The organism is Mycobacterium intermedium (genome assembly GCF_002086275.1).
GTDB classification, from domain to species: Bacteria; Actinomycetota; Actinomycetes; order Mycobacteriales; family Mycobacteriaceae; genus Mycobacterium; species Mycobacterium intermedium.
In genome coordinates this window covers 1-19,774 of record NZ_MVHT01000051.1, presented here as the reverse complement: position 1 = coordinate 19,774, position 19,774 = coordinate 1, and the positions used below count along the sequence as shown (strand labels likewise).

16 protein-coding genes and 1 pseudogene are annotated in these 19,774 nt (G+C 67.3%); 8 read left to right on the top strand and 9 right to left on the bottom strand.

All coding sequences use genetic code 11. From position 1 onward, the window contains the following. Nucleotides 1-62: 62 nt before the first annotated feature. From BST27_RS18045 to BST27_RS18015, 7 genes and pseudogenes are all read right to left on the bottom strand, one after another. The gene (locus BST27_RS18045; protein WP_069420454.1) at nucleotides 63-482 is read right to left on the bottom strand and encodes a SufE family protein; all 420 of its coding nucleotides are present in this window, start codon (nucleotides 480-482) and stop codon (nucleotides 63-65) included. After that, the gene (locus BST27_RS18040; RefSeq protein ID WP_069420455.1) at nucleotides 482-1,384 is read right to left on the bottom strand and encodes a sulfurtransferase; all 903 of its coding nucleotides are present in this window, start codon (nucleotides 1,382-1,384) and stop codon (nucleotides 482-484) included. The genes BST27_RS18045 and BST27_RS18040 overlap by 1 nt, the downstream gene beginning before the upstream one ends. A gap of 45 nt (nucleotides 1,385-1,429) precedes the next feature. Further along, a complete protein-coding gene (locus BST27_RS18035; protein ID WP_069420456.1) occupies nucleotides 1,430-1,918 on the bottom strand; it encodes a pyridoxamine 5'-phosphate oxidase family protein in 489 nt (162 codons plus the stop codon). Beyond that, nucleotides 1,915-2,568, bottom strand: a complete 654-nt coding sequence (locus BST27_RS18030) for a Maf family protein (protein ID WP_069420457.1) — start codon at nucleotides 2,566-2,568, stop codon at nucleotides 1,915-1,917. The genes BST27_RS18035 and BST27_RS18030 overlap by 4 nt, the downstream gene beginning before the upstream one ends. Continuing rightward, nucleotides 2,565-2,771, bottom strand: a pseudogene (locus BST27_RS18025) (acyl-CoA carboxylase subunit epsilon); the annotation flags it as partial. The gene BST27_RS18030 and the pseudogene BST27_RS18025, both read right to left, overlap by 4 nt. A gap of 62 nt (nucleotides 2,772-2,833) precedes the next feature. Next, nucleotides 2,834-4,474, bottom strand: coding sequence for an acyl-CoA carboxylase subunit beta (locus tag BST27_RS18020; protein WP_069420459.1), 1,641 nt, complete (start codon nucleotides 4,472-4,474; stop codon nucleotides 2,834-2,836). A gap of 46 nt (nucleotides 4,475-4,520) precedes the next feature. Beyond that, nucleotides 4,521-8,312 carry a PE family protein gene (locus BST27_RS18015; RefSeq protein ID WP_139805218.1) on the bottom strand — a complete coding sequence of 1,264 codons (3,792 nt, stop codon included), beginning with the start codon at nucleotides 8,310-8,312 and terminating at the stop codon, nucleotides 4,521-4,523. A 255-nt stretch (nucleotides 8,313-8,567) separates the two neighbouring features. On the opposite strand from BST27_RS18015, the gene BST27_RS18010 reads away from it, so the two are divergent. Next, on the top strand, nucleotides 8,568-9,398 hold the full coding sequence (locus BST27_RS18010) for a biotin--[acetyl-CoA-carboxylase] ligase (protein ID WP_069422448.1): 831 nt from the start codon (nucleotides 8,568-8,570) through the stop codon (nucleotides 9,396-9,398). 16 nt (nucleotides 9,399-9,414) lie between these two features. Then, nucleotides 9,415-9,939, top strand: a complete 525-nt coding sequence (locus tag BST27_RS18005) for a PH domain-containing protein (protein WP_069422447.1) — start codon at nucleotides 9,415-9,417, stop codon at nucleotides 9,937-9,939. Here BST27_RS18005 and BST27_RS18000 read toward each other — a convergent pair. After that, nucleotides 9,894-10,589: a GtrA family protein gene (locus BST27_RS18000; protein WP_069422446.1), complete on the bottom strand. Its 696-nt coding sequence runs from the start codon at nucleotides 10,587-10,589 to the stop codon at nucleotides 9,894-9,896. The genes BST27_RS18005 and BST27_RS18000 overlap by 46 nt on opposite strands. 99 nt (nucleotides 10,590-10,688) lie before the next feature. Between BST27_RS18000 and BST27_RS17995 the strand changes: the two genes are divergently transcribed. The 6 genes from BST27_RS17995 (at nucleotide 10,689) to BST27_RS17970 (ending at nucleotide 17,108) form a co-directional block, all read left to right on the top strand. Beyond that, nucleotides 10,689-11,894, top strand: a complete 1,206-nt coding sequence (locus tag BST27_RS17995; RefSeq protein ID WP_069422450.1) for a 5-(carboxyamino)imidazole ribonucleotide synthase — start codon at nucleotides 10,689-10,691, stop codon at nucleotides 11,892-11,894. Beyond that, entirely contained in the window at nucleotides 11,887-12,411 is a 525-nt protein-coding gene (purE, locus tag BST27_RS17990; RefSeq protein WP_069422445.1) for a 5-(carboxyamino)imidazole ribonucleotide mutase, read from the top strand. The genes BST27_RS17995 and purE overlap by 8 nt, the downstream gene beginning before the upstream one ends. 22 nt (nucleotides 12,412-12,433) lie before the next feature. Next, nucleotides 12,434-13,603 carry an acyl-CoA dehydrogenase gene (locus BST27_RS17985; RefSeq protein WP_069422444.1) on the top strand — a complete coding sequence of 390 codons (1,170 nt, stop codon included), beginning with the start codon at nucleotides 12,434-12,436 and terminating at the stop codon, nucleotides 13,601-13,603. A 273-nt stretch (nucleotides 13,604-13,876) separates the two neighbouring features. Further along, the gene (locus BST27_RS17980) at nucleotides 13,877-15,067 is read left to right on the top strand and encodes a PP2C family protein-serine/threonine phosphatase (protein ID WP_069422443.1); all 1,191 of its coding nucleotides are present in this window, start codon (nucleotides 13,877-13,879) and stop codon (nucleotides 15,065-15,067) included. 68 nt (nucleotides 15,068-15,135) lie between these two features. Next, complete coding sequence (locus BST27_RS17975) at nucleotides 15,136-16,671, top strand: sensor histidine kinase (RefSeq protein WP_079220210.1); 1,536 nt, start codon at nucleotides 15,136-15,138, stop codon at nucleotides 16,669-16,671. Further along, nucleotides 16,668-17,108: a response regulator gene (locus tag BST27_RS17970; protein ID WP_069422441.1), complete on the top strand. Its 441-nt coding sequence runs from the start codon at nucleotides 16,668-16,670 to the stop codon at nucleotides 17,106-17,108. Before BST27_RS17975 ends, BST27_RS17970 begins: the two co-directional genes overlap by 4 nt. Nucleotides 17,109-17,141: 33 nt before the next feature. Here the strand turns inward: BST27_RS17970 and BST27_RS17965 are convergent, their stop codons facing one another. Further along, the gene (locus tag BST27_RS17965) at nucleotides 17,142-19,403 is read right to left on the bottom strand and encodes a SulP family inorganic anion transporter (protein WP_069422440.1); all 2,262 of its coding nucleotides are present in this window, start codon (nucleotides 19,401-19,403) and stop codon (nucleotides 17,142-17,144) included. Nucleotides 19,404-19,774: the final 371 nt, after the last annotated feature.

Genomic DNA, 19,774 nt, shown 5'->3' with positions numbered 1-19,774 from the left:
CTTACAAGCCTTGTCGGGGAGTTTATGCGTCGCGCCTGCGGCCCGGTCACGCGGTTCCCCATTCAGGCGGCTTCGCGCAACCGCCGCTTGATCCGGGCCAGCATCGCTGACATCCCCCGCAGACGCAGTGGGCTGATCAGAGCGGCCAAACCCAACTCGGTGTAGAAATCGTCGGGCACCGCCAAGATTTCGGCGGCGGACTGCTGGTCGAGGCCGGTAGCCAGGATGGAGGCGAAGCCGCGGGTGGTCGGTGCCTCGGCGGGCGCGCTGAAGTACAGCCGCACCCGGTCGGGGTCGTGCGCATCGACGTGTAGGAACAGCGGTGATTGGCACTCGGGCACCGGCTCCATCGCCGCCTCTTCCAGGTGCGCCGGAAGCGGCGGGAGATCGTTGGCAAACTCCAACAGCAGCTGCAACTTGTCCTGCCCCTGGACTTCGGCGAAGTCGGACAGCACCTCGGCCAGCGGCGCGGGCATGTTCATCAGCCGGGTACGGCTGCTGGGGCCTGTCCCGGTTCGGCGCCTGCCACGATCGGCACTCGCACGGTGTTACCCCACTCGGTCCACGAGCCGTCGTAGTTGCGTACATCGGGTTTGCCCAGCAGATGCGTGAGCACGAACCAGGTGTGGCTGGACCGTTCGCCGATGCGGCAATAGACGACCGTCTTGTCGTCCGGCTTCAGGAAGCCGTAGAGCTCCTCGAGCTCCTGACGGCCGCGGAACCGGCCGGTCTCGTCGGCCGCCTTGCCCCACGGAATCGAGACCGCGGTCGGGATGTGGCCGGCGCGCAGCGCCCCCTCCTCGGGGTAGTCGGGCATGTGCGTCCGTTTGCCGGTGTACTCGTCGGGGGACCGCACGTCGATCAGCGGCTCTTTACCCAGGATGGCCAGCACGTCGTCCTTGTACGCGCGAATCGGGGCGTCGTTGCGGGCGACGACGGGATAGCCGGTCGAGGTCTTGGTGGGCACCTCCAACGTGGCGTCGCGGCGCTCGCCCATCCACAGGTCGCGACCGCCGTTGAGCAACCGGACATCGGGGTGGCCGAACAAGGTGAAGACCCATAGCGCGTAGGCCGCCCACCAGTTGCTTTTGTCGCCGTAGATCACCACAGTGTCGTCGCGGGCGATGCCCTTGCGGTCCATCAACTCGGCGAACTGGGCGCCGTTGATGTAGTCGCGCACACGCGGGTCGTTGAGGTCGGTATGCCAGTCGATTTTGACGGCGCCGGGTATGTGGCCGACGTCGTACAGCAGGACGTCCTCGTCGGATTCGACGATGGCCAGGCCGGGCGCACCGATGTTGGCCGACAGCCAGTCGGCCGTCACCAGCCGTTCCGGGTGGGCGTATTCCGACAGGGTTGGACTCGGGTCCGCGGGAAGTGGCACGCCCCAAGCCTACTCAGCCGCTGATGGTCGGGAATTGACGGCCGTTCAGTGCTTGCGTACCACGCGTTCCGGCTGGCCGGGATTCCAGACGGTGATGTCGAGGTGATCGTCACCGACCTCGACGGCCGAGGCTCCGGTGAGCTTGGTGGAGAACAGGGCGAACTCCTCGTTACGCAAGTCGAATCCAGTTTCAGCATAGAGGTTTTCGGCGAAGCGCCGGCGCAAGTCCAGGTCGGTGACGTCGTGGGCCAGGCCCCAAAGTTTCGCGTCGCCGTCGGTCACCTTCGGGTCTGCGGTCGCGGTGTGCAGGCAGAAGCGCGGTTCGCGCCCGAGGTCGGCGAACTTGGTGGTGTTGGGCATGCCCGGCAACCACAGCTGGTCTTCGAAGACCAGCGGCTCCAACGGGCTGATGCGCGGGAACCCGTCGGATCGAATGGTGGCCAGCAGGCAGAGGTTTCCGGTGGCGCGGTGGCGGCGCAGAAAAATGGCCGCGATCCGCGGCGCCTGTGCGGTGAACTCCGTCCAGTTGGTCACGACGCGGTCGAGTTCGCTGCCCAGAGGGAGGCGACCGACAAGCCCAGCCGCTGCGCGAGGGTTCGGATCAGCGGCAGGCTCAGGCCGATCACGTTGGACGGGTCGCCCTCCACGCCGTCGATGAACCAACCGGACAGGCCGTCCAGGGTGAAGCCGCCGGCCACCCCCAATGACTCGCCGCTGGCCAGATAGGCGTCCAGGTCGGCGTCCGAAGGGGTCCCGAAATGCACTCGGGTAATTGCTGTTTCGGCTTCTTGGCCAACTATCGTGTTGTCGCGCAACAGGATTAGACAGTGACCGGTGTGCAGCTCGCCGATGTGGCCGGCCATCGACTGCCACTGCCGGCGCGCAGTGTCGACCGACGCCGGCTTGCCGCACAGTTCGCCGTCCAGGTAGAGCATCGAATCACAGCCCACCACAAGGCAATTCGCGGCGGCATCGGGATGCGCCCCGGGTAGCAGGGTGGTCACGTGTTCGGCCTTGGCGCGGGCCAGCGCGCACACCACCTCGTCGGGATCGGCATCAGAACCAAGCCCGGCGATGACGTCGTCCTCGTCCACCCCGGAAACCACGACCAGTGGGTCGACGCCGGCCTGGCGCAGTACCTTGAGCCGGCCGCTCGACGCTGACCCGAGCACCAGCCGGGTCATCGGCGCATGTGCGTCATTTCCTGCAGGGTGATGCGCTGCCAACTGAAGACGGGGTAACGCAGTCTGTCGACTGGCAGGCCCCACCGGCTGGGCTCGGGTGGCGGGGGCGGCGGCGGACCGCCGATGCTGCCCAGCACCGCCACCAGCGCGGCCAACTCCTGATCGGTGGGGTGGCCCTTGAGGATCTCGAGGTGCGGTTCGTGGTGCTGTTCGGATTCCGCCGGCTTTTCGGCGGCGGCTCCGGTGCTTTCGGCTGCTGCGTCGGTCATAGCGGAATGTTCCCGTGCTTCTTGGGCGGCAACTGAGCGATCTTGCGTTCCAGCAGGCGCAGCGCGGTGCCGATGTAACCGCGGGTGTGCGACGGCGGGATCACCGCGTCGACGTAACCGCGCTCGGCGGCCACGTAGGGGTTGACCAGGGTGTCCTCGTACTCCTGCTGCAGCTTCAACCGGAGCGCGTCGACGTCCTCGCCCTTGGCGGCCGCCTCCTTGAGCTGCTGGCGGTAGACGAAGCCAACCGCGCCGGAGGCGCCCATCACGGCGATCTGGGCCGTCGGCCAGGCCAGGTTGACGTCGCAGCCCATGTCCTTGGAACCCATGACGCAGTACGCGCCGCCGTAGGCCTTGCGGGTGATCACGGTGATCTTCGGGACGGTGGCCTCGCCGTAGGCGAACAGCAGCTTGGCGCCGCGCCGGATGATGCCGTTGTACTCCTGGCCTGTTCCGGGTAGGAAGCCGGGAACGTCGACGAACATGACGATCGGGATGTTGAAGCAGTCGCAGGTCCGCACGAAGCGAGCCGCCTTCTCTGAGGCGTCGATGTCCAGGCAGCCCGCGAAGTGGGTGGGCTGGTTGGCGACGATCCCGACCGGCCGGCCCTCGATCCGGCCGAACCCGACAACGATGTTCTGGGCGTAGCCCGCTTGGATCTCGAGGAACTCGTCCTCGTCGAGGACGCGCGTGATGACCTCGTGCATGTCGTACGGCTGGTTCGGTGAGTCCGGAATCAGCGTGTCCAACTCGAGGTCCTCGTCGGTGAGGTTCTCCTCGATGGGGCCGACGGGTTCGGTGGCCTGGTAGCGCGGCGCGTCGGTCGCATTGTTCGGCGGCAGGTAGCTGAGCAGGTCGCGGACGTAGTCGAAGGCGTCCTGCTCGCCCGATGCGACGTAGTGCGCGGTGCCCGAGCGGGCCATGTGGGTGTGCGCGCCGCCGAGTTCCTCCATGGTGACGTCCTCGCCGGTGACGGTCTTGATGACGTCGGGCCCGGTGATGAACATCTGGCTGGTCTGGTCGACCATGATCACGAAGTCGGTGAGGGCGGGGGAGTAGACGTGCCCGCCGGCGGCGGCGCCCATGATCAGCGAGATCTGCGGGATGACGCCGGAAGCCAGGATGTTGTTGCGGAAGATCCGGCTGTACAGGCCCAGCGAAACGACACCCTCTTGGATGCGCGCGCCCGCGCCGTCGTTGATGCCGATCAGCGGACGGCCGGTCTTGATCGCCAGTTCCTGTACCTTGACGATCTTCTCCCCGTAGACCTCGCCGAGGCTGCCGCCGAACACGGTGGCGTCCTGGCTGAAGATGCACACGTCGCGCCCGTCGATGGTGCCGTAGCCGGTGACCACGCCGTCGCCGAGCGGTCGGTTCTTTTCCAACCCGAAGTTGGTGCTGCGGTGCTTGGCCAGCGCGTCCAATTCCACGAACGAGTCCTCGTCGAGCAGCGCGTAGATGCGCTCCCGGGCCGTCAGCTTGCCCTTGGCGTGTACCTTCTCGACGGCCTCTTCTCCGACGGGGTGCAACGACTCTTCCCGACGCCGGTGCAACTCGGCCAGCTTGCCGGCGGTGGTGTGAATGTCGATCTTGTGCTCGGCGGCCGGCTCGGCCGTGTGGTCGGTAACGCTAGTCATAGGTGACGATGCTATCGGCAGTCCCAGCGCGACCCCATGCCGGTCCTTAAGCAGCCCTTAAGTAATCGCCGGTAACCGCCGACCAGGGTCGACGAGGGGCGCGAGGAGGGGCCTCGTGTGGTGCGCCACAGGTATTAGAACCCGCCAGCGCCGCCTTGGCCGCCGAATCCGCCGCTACCGTCGGCGTTGCCGTCGGACCCAGGGCTGCCGGGGTCTCCTTTCCCGCCGTTACCATTCGGGCCCCCATCGCCGCCGGGGCCGCCGTGACCGCCCGGACCGCCACCGTAGGTGTGACCACCCGTGCCGCCGTCGCCGCCCTGGCCGCCGCCGCCAACGTATCCCGATATTTTTCCGCCTGCGCCGCCATTGCCGCCTGCGCCGCCGACGCCGCCGATACCGCCGCCAACGGCGTCACCACCGTCCCCTCCAGTGCCACCGCTGCCGCCATCGCCTGCGCTACCGATCCCGAGCAGATAAGTTGAACCGCCGCCGGTGCCACCCGTACCGCCCATACCACCGGCACCGCCGTTGAGACCGCCGACGCCTGTTCCGCCCGCGCCTCCGTTGCCTCCGTTGCCTCCGTTGCTGTCAGCAAACGCGGCGAGCGATGCTTTGCCGCCCTTGCCTCCGTCGCCTCCGTTGCCGCCGTCTCCTGCGCTGCCACTGGTCCCGCCAGCGCCGCCAGTTCCCGCCAATCCGCCGGTGCCGCCGTCGCCGCCGTGGCCGCCATTACCGCCGGAGACATTGGTGGCAGTAAGGCCGTCGGGGGGCCGTCGCTGCCGTCGCCGCCGTTGCCGCCGTTCCCAGCGCTGCCGCCAGAACCGTTCGTGCCGCCCGGTCCGCTGTTGCCGCCCTTGCCGCCACCGCCGCCGTTGCCGCCGTTTCCTCCCGCGCGGCCTACGCCCTCGGCCAACTGGATGCCGTCGGCGCCGCGGCCGCCGTTGCCGCCGTTGCCGCCGTCGCCGCCATCGCCGGTGCTGGCTCTGGTGACGCCGTCGCCGGACAGGCCGCCCGCTCCGCCGTTGCCGCCGTTGCCGCCGTTGCCGCCGTGGATGTCACCCATAGGCGAGAATTGGGCGTCGCCGCCGTTGCCGCCGTTGCCGCCGTTGCCGCCGGCGCCGCCGATCCCGCCACTGCCGTGACTGCCCCCGCCGTATGCGACGCCGCCGTTACCGCCGGCCCCGCCGTGGCCGCCGTTGCCGCCGGGTCCGCCGTGGACCCACTCGATGCCATCGGCTCCGTCACTGCCAGCACCGCCAGCGCCGCCCACGCCGCCGTGGCCGGCGTTGCCGCCCATCATCGCGTTGCCCCCGTTGCCGCCGTTGCCGCCGTTGCCGCCGTCAAAGCCGGGGTAACCCTCAGATGAAACTTCCACGCCGTCGGCGCCGTTGCCGCCGTTGCCGCCGTTGCCGCCGTCGCCGCCATTGACGCCGTTGACGCCGATGCCGCCGTTGCCTCCCTTTCCGCCGTTTCCGCCGGCGTGGCCGAGGCCGGAGCTGTTATCACCGGCACCGCCGTCGCCGCCGTTGCCGCCGTCACCGCCGAACCCGTCGCCGCCAATCTGGCCGCCGGCACCGCCGGTGCCGGCGACGCCGCCCGCTCCGGCGTTGCCACCAAAGCCGCCGGCTCCGCCATCTTGACCTAGCCCCGTGCCCACACCGGCCGCGCCGTCTGCGCCTTTGCCGCCGTTACCACCGTTGCCGCCGTTGCCGCCGGTGCCGCCAGAGCCGTTGGTGCCGCCCGGTCCGCTGTTGCCGCCCTTTCCGCCGGCTCCGCCGTTCCCCCCGGTGCCACCCGCGGTTGCCGTGCTGTCGGCCAGGGTGACACCGTCGGCGCCATGCCCTCCGTTGCCTCCGTTGCCGGCATTGCCGCCAGCGCCGGCGGCGGCGGCGGTGACGCCGTCGCCGGCCAGGCCGCCCGCTCCGCCGTTGCCGCCGGTGCCGCCGGTGCCGCCGTTGCCGCCGTCAGGCGCGAACTCGGGTAGGGCATCGCCGCCACTACCTCCGTTGCCGCCGGCGCCGCCAGCACCGCCGATCCCGCCACTGCCGTGGCTGCCCCCGCCGATCGCGACGCCGCCGTCACCACCGGTCCCGCCGTGGCCGCCGTGGCCGCCGGTTCCGCCGTGGAGCCAGACCTGGGCGGACCCGTTGCCGCCGGCGCCGCCAGCGCCGCCAGCGCCGCCCGCACCGCCGCTGCCGGCATTGCCGCCGTCGGTGGCGTTGCCTCCGTCACCCCCGTTGCCGCCGTTACCGCCGTCAAGGCCCGGGTACGTTTGATGCTGAACTTCCGCAGCGTCACCCCCGTTGCCGCCATTGCCTCCGTCGCCGCCGTTGCCGCCGTTGACGCCATTGACGCCGGCGCCGCCGGCGCCGCCCTTTCCGCCGTTGCCGCCGGCTTGGCCGTGGCCGTTGTTGTCACCGGCGCCGCCGTTGCCGCCGTTGCCGCCGTGACCGCCGAACCCGTTGCTACCAATCTGGCCGCCGACACCGCCGGTGCCGGCTTGACCACCCAATCCAGCGTTGCCGCCGGCCCCACCGTCGCCGCCGTCGCCACCGATCGCGGTGATCCGGTAGGAGCCGTCGGCTCCGTCGGCTCCTCGTCCGCCGGCACCGCCGGTGCCGCCGGCTCCGCCGTTGCCGTTGGTGCCGCCTTCACCGGAGTCGCCGCCGGCGCCGCCGTTGCCGCCGTTGCCGCCGGCAAACCCGGTGGCGCCGTTGCCGTCAGCCAGCACGGTGGTGGAGTTGGCGCCGTTGCCGCCGTTACCGCCTGTGCCGCCGTCACCGCCGGTGCCGTAGCTTCCGCTGCTGCCGCCAACACCGCCGGTACCGGCTTGACCACCGGCGCCGGCCTTGCCGCCGGTACCTCCGTCGCCGCCGTTGCCTCCGACGGTGCCCACGGCGTTGGCGCCGTCGGCGCCGCGGCCGCCCGTCCCACCGGCGCCGCCGGCTCCGCCGTTGCCGTTGGTGCCGCCTTCACCGGAGTCGCCGCCGGCGCCGCCGTTGCCGCCGTTGCCGCCGGCAAACCCGGTGGCGCCGTTGCCGTCAGCCAGCACGGTGGTGGAGTTGGCGCCGTTGCCGCCGTTACCGCCTGTGCCGCCGTCACCGCCGGTGCCGTAGCTTCCGCTGCTGCCGCCAACACCGCCGGTACCGGCTTGACCACCGGCGCCGCCGGCGCCGTACAGCCAGCCGCCGTTGCCTCCGGCGCCGCCGTTGCCGGCCGCTCCGCCAATACCGCCCGCACCGCCGGCTCCGCCGACTCCTCCGGTGCCGAACAGCCAGCCACCGTTGCCTCCTCGACCGCCGTTGCCGGCCGCCGTGCCCGTCGCGCCGGGGCCACCGGCACCACCTGCGCCGCCGCTTCCGATCAGCCCCGCCGAGCCACCCGCGCCGCCGTCTTGGCCGGCCAACCCGGCGCCACCGGCCCCGCCATTGCCCCAAAGCAGGCCGCCGTCTCCGCCGCGTTGGCCGGGCGCCCCGGCAGCACCGTCGCCGATCAGCGGTCGACCCAGCAAGAACCTCGTCGGCGCGTTGATGACGCCGAGCACCAACTGTTCGATGCTGGTCGCCTCGGCGCCGGCGTACGCATGCGCGCCGGCAGCCAGGGTGCGCAGGAACTGGTCGTGAAACGCCGACGCCTGGGCGCTGATCGACTGATACTCCGCGCCGTAGGTCCCGAACAGGGCGGCAATAGCTGTGGACACCTCATCGCTGGCGGCTGCCAACACCTGAGTCGTCGCCACCGCGGCGGTTCGGTTTGCTGCTGTGATGCTGGAGCCGATCTCAGAAAGGCTGCCAGCGGTGAGGCTGAGGATCTCGGGTGCAACGGCGACGTAGGACATGGGCGCCCCTATGCTGGTAGGAGTCAGATCCAAGATTGAATTGACGTTCAGGACAATATCGCCTGGCCTGCCGGATGAGGAGAGATCTTCAGAATCGATTTACAGATTTGAGTTAGCTATGAACCGCGCTCCGCGGATTGTGCGGTGCCTGCCGAGGATGTAGCGGCATCGCCATGCTTTGCTGAACGCGCGAATTTCGGGCGCGCGCAGCACGCCTAACCCACCGCCGCGGGTCTTGCCGGGTTAAAGTCGCGCATGACCGACCGCGATCAGCTCCGGCCGCCACTTGATCAGGCGGCGCTGCGCGCCGAGGTGCTCAAGGAGTCCTCTTACTGGCGCCAACTCGATGTTGTCGCCGAAACGGGTTCCACCAATGCCGACCTGTTGGCGCGGGCCGCATCCGGTGTTGACATCGACGGCCACGTGTTGATCGCTGAGCACCAGACGGCCGGGCGCGGGCGCCATGGGCGCAACTGGTGGGCGTCACCGCGGGCGCAGATCACGTTTTCGGTGGGCGTGCGGATCGACGATGTCCCGACGGCAGGTTGGGGCTGGCTGTCGCTGGCCACCGGCCTGGCCGTCGTTGATGCCGTGGCCACGGTCACCACGGTCGAGGCGGGCCTCAAGTGGCCCAACGACGTGCTCGCCAACGCTTCCGGGTCCATGGCAAAGCTGGCCGGGATCCTGGCCGAGGTCGCCCACCCGTTCGCGGTCGTGGGCCTAGGGCTCAACGTTTACGAGGCCCCCGACGACGTCCCCGACGCGGCCTCGCTAGCAGACGCGGGAGTCGCCGAGCCCGACCGACACGTCATCGTCCGCCAGGTGCTACGCGAACTGGGGGAGCGGATCGCCAGCTGGCGAGCCGCGCACGGGTCAGATCCACAGCTGCTGGCCGACTATCGTGCCCGCAGCCTGACCCTGGGTTCGCGCGTGCGCGCCGTGCTCCCCGGCGGCAAAGAGGTCGTCGGGATCGCGCGTGACGTCGACGATCAGGGCCGGCTGTGCTTGGAGAAATGGGCGACCGATGCGTCCAAGTCGGGCGAGCTGGTCGTGGTGTCCGCTGGTGATGTCATCCACCTGCGCTAAGGGCTAGGGTCACCGCATGGGCTATCCGGACAACGCACTGGCCAAGGGCGAGCAGGTGGTCTTGCATCGCCACCCACATTGGAAACGCCTGATCTTGCCGGCGTTGGCGCTGATCCTGATGACCGGGCTCGCCGCTCTAGGGTCTGCCGTCGTCAACGGGACCGGGTCGCAATGGCCGCAGCTCACCAAAAACATCCTTTACGGCTTCATCTGGGGAATCTGGCTGGTGATCGTCGGATGGCTGACGATTTGGCCGTTCCTAAGCTGGCTCACCACCCATTTCGTGGTGACCAACCGGCGGGTGATGTACCGGCACGGCGTCATGACCCGCAGCGGCATCGACATTCCGCTGGCGCGCATCAACAGTGTGGAGTTCCGCGACAAGCTTTGGGAGCGAATGTTCCGCACGGGGACGCTGATCATCGAATCGGCGTCGCAGGATCCGTTGGAGTTCTACAACATCCCGCGACTACGTGAGGTGCACGCGCTGCTGTATCACGAAGTCTTCGACACGCTGGGCTCCGAGGAGTCGCCCAGCTGATTCAGCCTGCTGGCCTTCTTACGCCGCCAGGCACGCAACAGGGTCACGTTTCCGTTTTGGCCGCTGCCGTAGTCGGCTTCCAGGCCGTCCTCTAAAGCGTCTTCGAATACCTCGGCAATACCGCCTGCGGTAAGCGCCGATTCCAGTGCCTTGTCGGGGTTGCGGGCGAACTGGTCGGGGAACACCCAGCGTCGGAAGGCCCAGAAGCGGAATGCCATCTGCAGCAGGTTGCCGATGATGTAAGCCGAGATGAAGTCCGCGATGTTTTCCACGGTCAGTGACACCATCGGCTGCCGCAGCTGCAGGACGTAGCTCGAAATCCACAGTGGCGCCATGCTGAGGACCACCCCGACGCCGCTGAACGCGAAGAACAGCAGCGCTTCGTGATGGCGCTCGCGACCACCCCGGTCGCGGAAGCTCCATTCCCGGTTCAGCACATATGAGGCAATCACCGCGACGATTCCCGCGATGACCTTGGCAGTTACCGGCTTCGGCTCGAGAATTGTGAGCTTCAGCGCAAAGAAAATTGCCGAGTCAATGATGAATGTGGTGCCGCCGACGATGGCAAATTTGATCAGCTCATGATGGCGCATCGCAAAGGGCTGAATGACCCTGGGAAGGCGCGCAATTGTGGCATCGGCAAAGGACACAGCACGCCAGTCTACGTATGATCTCGAAATCGGCGCAAAATGGTACATAACGATTTGGCGCTGCGGCCGGTAAACACGCCGGTCAGGCGCCGTGACACCATGATGGCCGTGCCAAGTCCCCGCAACCCCCTGGTAGCCATGGTCGGTGGCGGCCAACTTGCCCGGATGACCCATCAGGCCGCGATCGCCCTGGGGCAGACCCTGCGCGTGCTGGCTAACACCGACGACGAGCCGGCGGCCCAGGTCAGCCCGGATGTCGTGATCGGCGCGCACGATAACCTGGACGACCTGCGCCGCGTCGCCGCCGGCGCTCACGTGTTGACCTTCGACCACGAGCATGTTCCGACCGAGCTGCTGGAAAAGCTGGTCGCCGAAGGCGTCAACGTGGCACCGCCACCGCAGGCTTTGGTGCACGCGCAAGACAAACTCGTCATGCGCAAAAGCTTGGAAGAGTTGGGCGCCCCGGTGCCTCGCTACCGCGCCATCGAGAGCCTCGATGATCTGGACGGCTTCGCCGAGCGCCTCGACGCGCCGCTCGTCATCAAGGCGATACGGGGCGGCTACGACGGGCGCGGCGTACAGCTGGCCGGCGACCTGGAGCACGCCCGCGACATCACCCGCGACTACCTGGCCGGCGGAACGCCCGTGCTGGCCGAGGAGCGGGTGCAGCTGCGACGGGAGTTGTCGGCGTTGGTCGCGCGCTCGCCGTTCGGCCAGGGGGCGGCGTGGCCGGTGGTGGAGACGGTGCAGCAGGACGGCATCTGCGTGCAGGTGATCGCGCCGGCGCCCAACTTGCCCGAGGAGGTCGCCGCCTCGGCGCAGCAGCTGGCCTTGCGACTGGCCGACCAGCTCGGTGTCGTCGGCGTCCTTGCCGTCGAGTTGTTCGAGACCACCGACGGCGAATTACTCGTCAATGAGCTTGCGATGCGCCCGCACAACTCCGGGCACTGGACCATGGACGGTTCCCGCACCAGCCAGTTCGAGCAGCACCTGCGCGCGGTGCTCGACTATCCGCTGGGCAGCACCGACCCCGTCGCGCCGGTGACCGTGATGGCCAACGTGCTGGGCGCCGCCGAGACGCCCGCCATGTCCGTCGACGAGCGGCTGCATCATCTGTTTGCCCGGATGCCCGACGCGCGGGTGCATCTGTACGGCAAGGCCGAGCGTCCCGGCCGCAAGGTGGGACACATCAACTTCCTCGGCGGGGACGCGCATGACTTGGCCGCGCTGCGCGAGCGCGCGGAACGGGCGGCACACTGGTTGTCGCACGCAGAGTGGACGGATGGATGGGATCCACATGGCTAACGGACCCAGCGGGCCCCGCGTCGGGGTGATCATGGGCAGCGACAGCGACTGGTCGGTGATGCAGGACGCCGCCGCGGCGCTGGCCGAATTCGATGTTCCCGCCGAGGTCAGGGTGGTTTCGGCGCACCGCACCCCCGATGTCATGTTCGACTACGCCCGAACCGCTGCCGACCGGGGCCTCGAGGTGATCATCGCCGGCGCGGGCGGCGCCGCGCACTTGCCGGGAATGGTCGCCTCGGCGACGCCACTTCCGGTGATCGGGGTGCCGGTGCCGTTGAGCCGGCTCGATGGCCTGGATTCCCTGTTGTCCATCGTGCAGATGCCGGCCGGTGTTCCGGTGGCCACGGTGTCGATCGGCGGTGCCCGCAACGCGGGTTTGCTGGCGGTGCGGATGCTGGGCGCGTCCGACCCGGAACTTCGGGCCCGGATCACCGCCTTCCAAGACCAGCTGGCTGAGACGGTGCGCGCGAAGGATGCGGCGCTGCAGCAGCTGCACGGTAAAGTTACCGGCGAGTAGCAAGAGGCTAGGAGGTCTCGAGATGGCTGGATGGTCAGGAAACCCGTCGTTTGATTTGTTCCAACTGCCTGAGGAACACCAGGAGTTGCGCGCGGCGATCCGCGCGCTGGCGGAAAAGGAAATCGCTCCGCACGCCGCCGATGTGGACGAGAACGCCCGGTTCCCGCAGGAGGCGCTGGACGCCCTGAACGCCTCGGGGTTCAACGCCGTACACGTGCCCGAGGAGTACGGCGGTCAAGGCGCGGATTCGGTGGCGGCGTGCATCGTCATCGAGGAGGTCGCCCGCGTCGACGCGTCCGCGTCGTTGATCCCGGCCGTCAACAAGCTGGGCACCATGGGCCTGATCCTGAGCGGCTCCGAGGAACTGAAGAAGCAGGTGTTGCCCTCGATCGCCGACGGCAGCGCGATGGCGTCGTACGCCCTCAGCGAGCGCGAGGCGGGGTCGGATGCCGCCTCGATGCGCACCCGCGCCAAGCGCGACGGCGACGACTGGGTGCTCAACGGCGCGAAGTGCTGGATCACCAACGGCGGGAAGTCGACCTGGTACACCGTGATGGCCGTGACCGACGCCGACCTGGGCGCCAACGGCATCTCGGCGTTCATGGTGCACAAGGACGACCCCGGCTTCACCGTCGGCCCCAAAGAGCGCAAGCTGGGCATCAAAGGATCGCCCACCACCGAGTTGTACTTCGAGGACTGTCGGATCCCAGGCGACCGGATCATCGGAGAGCCCGGCACCGGCTTCAAGACGGCGTTGAAGACCCTGGATCACACCCGGCCCACCATCGGTGCCCAGGCGGTGGGGATCGCGCAGGGGGCGCTGGACGCGGCCATCGCGTACACGAAGGAGCGCAAGCAGTTCGCTCAGTCGATCAGCAGCTTCCAGGCCGTGCAGTTCATGATCGCCGACATGGCCATGAAGGTGGAGGCCGCGCGACTGATGGTTTACACCGCTGCCGCTCGCGCCGAGCGCGGTGAAAGCAACCTGGGCTTCATCTCGGCGGCCTCGAAGTGCCTGGCTTCGGATGTGGCGATGGAGGTCACCACCGACGCAGTTCAGCTATTCGGCGGCGCAGGGTATACGGTTGACTTCCCAGTAGAGCGAATGATGCGGGACGCCAAGATCACCCAGATTTATGAAGGCACCAACCAGATTCAACGAGTGGTGATGTCCCGAGCCCTGCTCCGTTAGGCTTTTGATGAGCTTTTCCGGGGCGGGCACTTTCACCAACTCGGCAAAAAGGTACGCCCGTGCGCATACGATCCACCTCTAGGCTTTAGAACCAAGGCCGCGCGATCAGCAGTCATTCGGGAAGACGCGACGCGTCGGCCCGCTCCTTCAACCCGTCGGCTGTGCCGTGGACGCCGCCACGCATCGCGACAGTCTTAGCCGCCCAGCGGTTGTCCAGGGGGTTTCAGTGAACGACGTAGTTGCGTACGCGCATCCCCGGATCACCGGGAGCTGATGCTGGTGCGTGGACCCCTTGTGCAGGCGTCGGCTATGAAGTCGCTGTTGTTGCTGCTGGTCGAGGACGACCGGGGTGACGCGGTGCTGGTCGAAGACCTGGTCAGCGACGCGGTCGCCGATATCCGGGTGGTGTGGGCGCAGTCGATGGCCCATGCCGAGCGCGAGCTGGCATCGGCCCGGCCCGACTGTGTGCTGCTGGACCTCAACCTGCCGGATGCCAAGGGGATCGATGCCCTCGACCGCATCGCGAAGTACCACCCCACCGTCCCGATAGTCGTGCTGACCGGGCTCAACGACGAATACTTCGGGGCTTCGGCGGTCGCTGCCGGCGCCCAGGATTACCTGGTCAAAGGCCGTGTCGAGCCTGAGATGCTGCGTCGGGCGGTGCTGTATGCCATCGAACGCAAACGTGCCGAACTCATCGCGGCGGACCTGCATGCCACCCAGCTTCGGGCCCGCGAGAATGCGCTGCTCGAGCGCGGCTTGTTGCCCTCACCGTTGCTGCTCGACGACCCCGGCGTCGACATCGTGGCCCGCTACCGGCCCAGCCGCGAGGACGCCCTGTTGTGCGGCGACTTCTACGACGTCGTGCAGACGCCAGATCGCACCGTGCATGTCCTGATCGGCGACGTGGCCGGGCACGGTCCCAACGAGGCGGCGCTGGGTGCGGCGCTGCGCATCGCCTGGCGCGCGCTTACCTTGGCCGGTGTGCACGGCGTCGACCTGATGCGACAACTCGAACGGGTGCTGCACGCCGAACGGACCGGCGCGGGGATCTTCGCCACGGTGCTCAGCCTGACGATCGACCCTGACAGCCCTCGCGTCACCGCGATCCGCGCGGGGCACCCGGGAATGTTGCTGCACGGTCCCGGCACCGTGGAGTGGGTGGAGCCGCCGGCCGGCCCGGCGCTGGGTTTGCACTCCGACGGCTGGCCGCAGCATGAGGTGGACTTGCCGGTCGGTTGCAGCCTGCTGCTGCTGACCGACGGCCTCTACGAAGGCTATGCGGGGCGGGGCCGCGAACGGCTCGGCGAGGGTGGGCTGCTGGAACTGGCGCGCCGACACGTCGGGTTGTCCGGTCCGGCGTTCGTCGACGCGCTCATCGACGCGGCGCAGGGCCGCGCCCAGGCCCACGGAGGACTCACCGACGACATAGCCGTGCTGCGCGTGGAGCGGACCCCCAGGTGAGTCGCGTGGGCCTGCCGTTGGGATCAAACCTCACGGTACGGGGCTGGCAGGCTTTCTTGCTGTGCACGATGGGCGTGCTGGTGCTCGCCGGAGCGGTGGCAGGAACCCTGTTGCTGAATCGCACCGACGAGGTGTCCCGTGCGCTGGTCGATGACATCCAGCCATCACGGGCGGCCGCGGCCCAACTGCAGGTGGCGCTGCGGGACCAGGAGACCGGGGTGCGCGGCTACCTGATTTCCGCGGATCCGCAGTTCCTCACTCCCTACTACGACGGTCAACGGTCCGAGCGTGTGGCGGTCGAGGACATTCGGCGCCGACTGGCGCACCGACCCGATCTGATCGCCGATCTGGACGCCATCGAAGCGGCCGCCGCCGACTGGCGAGACAACTATGCCGAGCCGGTTATCAAGCAGGTCAAGCCCAACGCACCCGACGTCGTCAGCGCTGAGACCGCGGCCCGCGGCAAAGTCGAATTCGACCAGCTGCGAACGCTTTTCGATGCGCAAAGTGCGCACCTGGCCGCAGCACGGGAACATGCCGCCGATCAACTCACCCGCATCAACAACTGGCGCAACCGGGTGCTGGGCGCAATGGTGCTGGTGTTCATCGCCACGGCGTTGTTGTTGGGGCTGTTGACCAGGCGGGCCGTGACGCAGCCGCTCACCGCGCTGGCCGAGGCCTGTCGCCGGATCACCGAGGGCAATTTCGACGAAAAGATCACGCCCCCACGCCGTCCCAAAGACATTCGCGGCATCGCCATCGATGTCGAGAACATGCGGCAGCGGATCGTCGAGGAACTCGAGGTGTCGCGCCGTGCCCGGGAGTTATTGGATGAACAGACAATCGAATTGCGGCGCTCCAACGCCGAACTCGAGCAATTCGCCTATGTCGCGTCCCACGATCTGCAGGAGCCGCTGCGCAAGGTTGCCTCGTTCTGCCAACTGCTGGAAAAGCGTTACGGCGACAAGCTTGATGAGCGTGGCATCGAGTACATCGCATTTGCGGTCGACGGGGCCAAACGCATGCAGGTACTCATCAACGACCTGCTGACGTTCTCCCGAGTCGGTCGGATGAACGCCAAGTGGACCGACGTTCACCTCGACACCACACTGGATAGCGCCGTCGCCAATCTGTCCACCGCGATCGAGGAATCCGGCGCCCAGATCACCCGCCCGAAACGGCTTCCAGAGGTGATGGGTGACCCGACGTTGCTGACGATGCTGTGGCAGAACCTGATTGGCAACGCGGTGAAATTTCGGCGCGAAGGCGTCGCGCCGCGCATCGTCGTCGATTGCCGGCAAGGCACCGGTGACCGCAATGACCAATGGGTGCTGAGCGTGTCCGACAACGGCATTGGCATTCCGGAGGATTTCGTCGAGAAGGTCTTCGTGATCTTCCAGCGCCTGCACGGCCGAGATGCCTACAGCGGAACGGGTCTCGGCTTGGCGATGTGCAAGAAGATCATCGAGCATCACGGCGGACACGTCTGGATCGACGCGTCGTACACCGACGGCACCCGCTTCGAGTTCACCCTGCCGGTTGCGGACTCCATCGTGCGCTCCGCCCCAGACCAATACGCCACAACAGAAGGAGCACACCAATGACAGCCCCCGGCCGCGCCATCGACATCCTCCTTGTCGAAGACGACCCCGGTGATGAGCTCATCACTCGAGAAGCGTTCGAGCACAACAAATTGAAGAACAGGCTGCACGTTGCGCACGATGGCGAGGAGGGGCTCAACTACCTCTACCAGCGGGGCGCATATCAGCATGCGCCCCGGCCGGATCTGATCCTGCTCGATTTGAATCTGCCCAAGTACGACGGGCGGCACCTGCTGCAGAAGATCAAGTCCGATCCCGACCTTTGCCGCATCCCGGTGGTAGTTCTCACCACGTCCTCGGCGGAGGAGGACATCCTGCGCAGTTACAACCTGCACGCGAACGCTTACGTCACCAAGCCGGTGGACCTCGACCAGTTCATGACGGCCGTCCGGCAGATCGACGAGTTCTTCCTGCAGGTCGTACGTCTGCCCAACGGCTGACCAAATTCCTGACCTGCCCTGGGAAGCGGCGCTTTACGAGGGCTGCCCCACGTGTTCGTCGCTCTCGACCAGGCCGTTCGCATCCACCTCGTGGACGTGCACCGTCTGGAAATCGAAGAACATACCCAGGATTTGCACGTCGCCGGCCGCCACTGCGGGCGCCAAGACTTCGTGGTTGGTGAGCCTTTCCACCTGCACGGCCACATTCACGACCGCCAGCTGGTCGACTTCGCTGAAGCTGTGGCCATTCGAGGTGGCGCTGGCCCGTGCCGGGTGGCCGTCGCGGTATCGGTCCAGGCTCTCGTTTGCCTGCGTGAGCCATTGCCCGATCGGGGTATCGATGTCCTGGTTCAATCCCCCCAGCAGTGCCTGCATCGCGCGGCAGGACGAATGTCCGCAGACCACAACGGTACTCGCGCCAAGCTGATTGACCGCGAAGTCGAGCGCGGCGTCGACCGAACGGCTGGAGGCGTCGACGGGCACGATGTTGCCCACATTCCGCACGATGTAGAGGTCGCCCGGCTTGCTGGCGGTGATGGTTTCCGGCAGGATCCGCGAGTCGGCACAGGTCAGGAACACCGTGTCCGGGTTCGGTGAGCCGATGAGCTCGGGCACATGGTGGCGCAGTGCTCCGATGCCGCTGCGGAGGTATTCCTTGACGCCGTGCCGAACCGACGTTTCGCCGTTGCCGTTGCCGTTGTCGCGCCGCGAGATCCACGGGGAAGTTTCCGGCGACTTCGGCCTGAACTGACGTTTCGGCGGACTCTTGTGCGCGTCGGACATCGTGATGTGCGTCTCGTTGATGGTCACCGATCCGCCCGTCAACTCGTGGCTGATCTTCCAGTCGGAGATCGCCTCGGAGATGGCGTGATCGATGTAATCCGCGTTCAGATTCAACGTCACATCGGCACCGCGCGGGATCTTCGCGAACACCCCGGTCAGACGCGGCAGGAGTAGGAAGCTCAGCGTGCCGTCGATGTCAATGTGCCACTGCTTCGCCTCCTCCTCGCCGACTGGCCGCGCCTCGATGGGCGCGCGGACGACCCGAACCAACAGGAAGAGGATCGCGACCGCGAGGCCAATGGCGACGCCCTCGAGCAGGTTGAGGAACACGACGCACACGATGGTGACGGCGTAGACGGCGAAGTTGCCGGTGCGCCAGGCGAGCTGGACGTGGGCCAGTTGGATGAGCTGGATGCCGATCACGATCAGCAGGCCGGCCAGGGCCGCCTTCGGAATCAACTCCACCAGGTTGGTGAACAACGACGCGAACAGCAGGACCCAGACACCGTGCAGGATCGCCGACATCCGGGTGCGCCCGCCGGCGGCGACGTTTGCAGAGCTTCGGACGATGACGCCGGTGATCGGCAACCCGCCGAGGAATCCGGACAGCACGTTCGCGCTGCCTTGGCCGATCATTTCCCGGTTGAAGTCGGTGCGGGGGCCCGTGTGCAGCTTGTCGACACCGACCGCACAGAGCAGCGATTCGACGCTGGCGATCAGGGCGATGGTGAACACGCCCACGACGATGGCGCTGATGTGCTGCGTCCAGGGGCTACCACCCGGAATGTTCGGGGTGAAGTCGGGCAGGGAGATGGACTCGAAGAAGTTGCCTTGCAGATTGATTCGCTCGACGTCGAGGCCGGTTACCGACGCCAGCGCAGTGGCGGCGATGATGGCGATCAACGCGCCGGGGATCATGCGCACCTTGGGTGGCAACTTGGCCCACAGCAACAGAATGACGATGACCGTCCCACCGACGATCACTTCGTGCAGCTCGTGATGCAGCAGGCCACTCGGCAGCGCGACGATGTTGTCCCAGGCCGAACTGTGCGCCGTACCACCCACCAGGACGTGGATTTGCTGCAAGGCGATGGTGATACCGATGCCCGCCAGCATCGCGTGCACCACGACTGGCGCGATCGCCAGCGCGGCGCGCGCCATCCGGCTCAAGCCGAACGCGATCTGCAGGATGCCGGCGCCCAGGGTCATCAGGCACACCATTTCCCAGCCCAGGTCTTCGATCAGCCCGGCCACCACAACCGTCAGACCAGCGGCGGGGCCGCTGACCTGAACCGAGGACCCGCCAAGCGCGCCGGCGACGATGCCGCCGACGACCGCGGCGATCAGGCCCGCGACCAGCGGGGCCCCGGAGGCGATGGCGATACCCAACGACAGCGGCAATGCGACCAGGAAAACGACCAGCGATGCGGGCAGGTCGTGCCGCAGGTTGGCGAAAATCGACTGTCCCCCCGAATCGGGGACTTCGGCGGAGTTCTTCACAGCGTTGGTCATTGCTTTCGATTCCTCGGAGCCGGTCAATGAGTCTCAGCAGGTCACCGGCGGCGGTCCGGCACCGCAAGCCGTCGACCCTCTATGACCGGCGTGAACGTCATCTGTCAGAGAGGTGTCTACCAAGTGTCGGACGATTCAGGTCACATCTGTGAGCAGCAAATATGTGCTGTTCACCAGGGGTGCTGGATAAATCTTCTCAGGTTGTCTTTCGTCATGCCGGGAATCGAGGCCCGATTCATGGCCAACTCAAATAATGGGCAAAAGCGACGCTGGGAATTTTCAGGGTTTGGCTAGCCTCGATTTTTCGTCGAGGGTGATTTCGGTCGGACTTGGCGATGGGGTGCGTGGTGTCTGGGGTTTGTGTGGTTTAG

What these genes read in the sequence shown, in the direction of transcription:
- BST27_RS17995 (WP_069422450.1), top strand. Translation starts at nt 10,689, where the DNA reads ATGATGGCCGTGCCAAGTCCCCGCAACCCCCTGGTAGCCATGGTCGGT.
- BST27_RS18005 (WP_069422447.1), top strand. Translation starts at nt 9,415, where the DNA reads ATGGGCTATCCGGACAACGCACTGGCCAAGGGCGAGCAGGTGGTCTTG.
- BST27_RS18020 (WP_069420459.1), bottom strand. Translation starts at nt 4,474, where the DNA reads ATGACTAGCGTTACCGACCACACGGCCGAGCCGGCCGCCGAGCACAAG.
- BST27_RS17970 (WP_069422441.1), top strand. Translation starts at nt 16,668, where the DNA reads ATGACAGCCCCCGGCCGCGCCATCGACATCCTCCTTGTCGAAGACGAC.
- purE (WP_069422445.1), top strand. Translation starts at nt 11,887, where the DNA reads ATGGCTAACGGACCCAGCGGGCCCCGCGTCGGGGTGATCATGGGCAGC.
- BST27_RS17980 (WP_069422443.1), top strand. Translation starts at nt 13,877, where the DNA reads ATGCTGGTGCGTGGACCCCTTGTGCAGGCGTCGGCTATGAAGTCGCTG.
- BST27_RS18010 (WP_069422448.1), top strand. Translation starts at nt 8,568, where the DNA reads ATGACCGACCGCGATCAGCTCCGGCCGCCACTTGATCAGGCGGCGCTG.
- BST27_RS18030 (WP_069420457.1), bottom strand. Translation starts at nt 2,568, where the DNA reads ATGACCCGGCTGGTGCTCGGGTCAGCGTCGAGCGGCCGGCTCAAGGTA.
- BST27_RS17965 (WP_069422440.1), bottom strand. Translation starts at nt 19,403, where the DNA reads ATGACCAACGCTGTGAAGAACTCCGCCGAAGTCCCCGATTCGGGGGGA.
- BST27_RS18015 (WP_139805218.1), bottom strand. Translation starts at nt 8,312, where the DNA reads ATGTCCTACGTCGCCGTTGCACCCGAGATCCTCAGCCTCACCGCTGGC.
- BST27_RS17985 (WP_069422444.1), top strand. Translation starts at nt 12,434, where the DNA reads ATGGCTGGATGGTCAGGAAACCCGTCGTTTGATTTGTTCCAACTGCCT.
- BST27_RS18045 (WP_069420454.1), bottom strand. Translation starts at nt 482, where the DNA reads ATGAACATGCCCGCGCCGCTGGCCGAGGTGCTGTCCGACTTCGCCGAA.
- BST27_RS17975 (WP_079220210.1), top strand. Translation starts at nt 15,136, where the DNA reads ATGGGCGTGCTGGTGCTCGCCGGAGCGGTGGCAGGAACCCTGTTGCTG.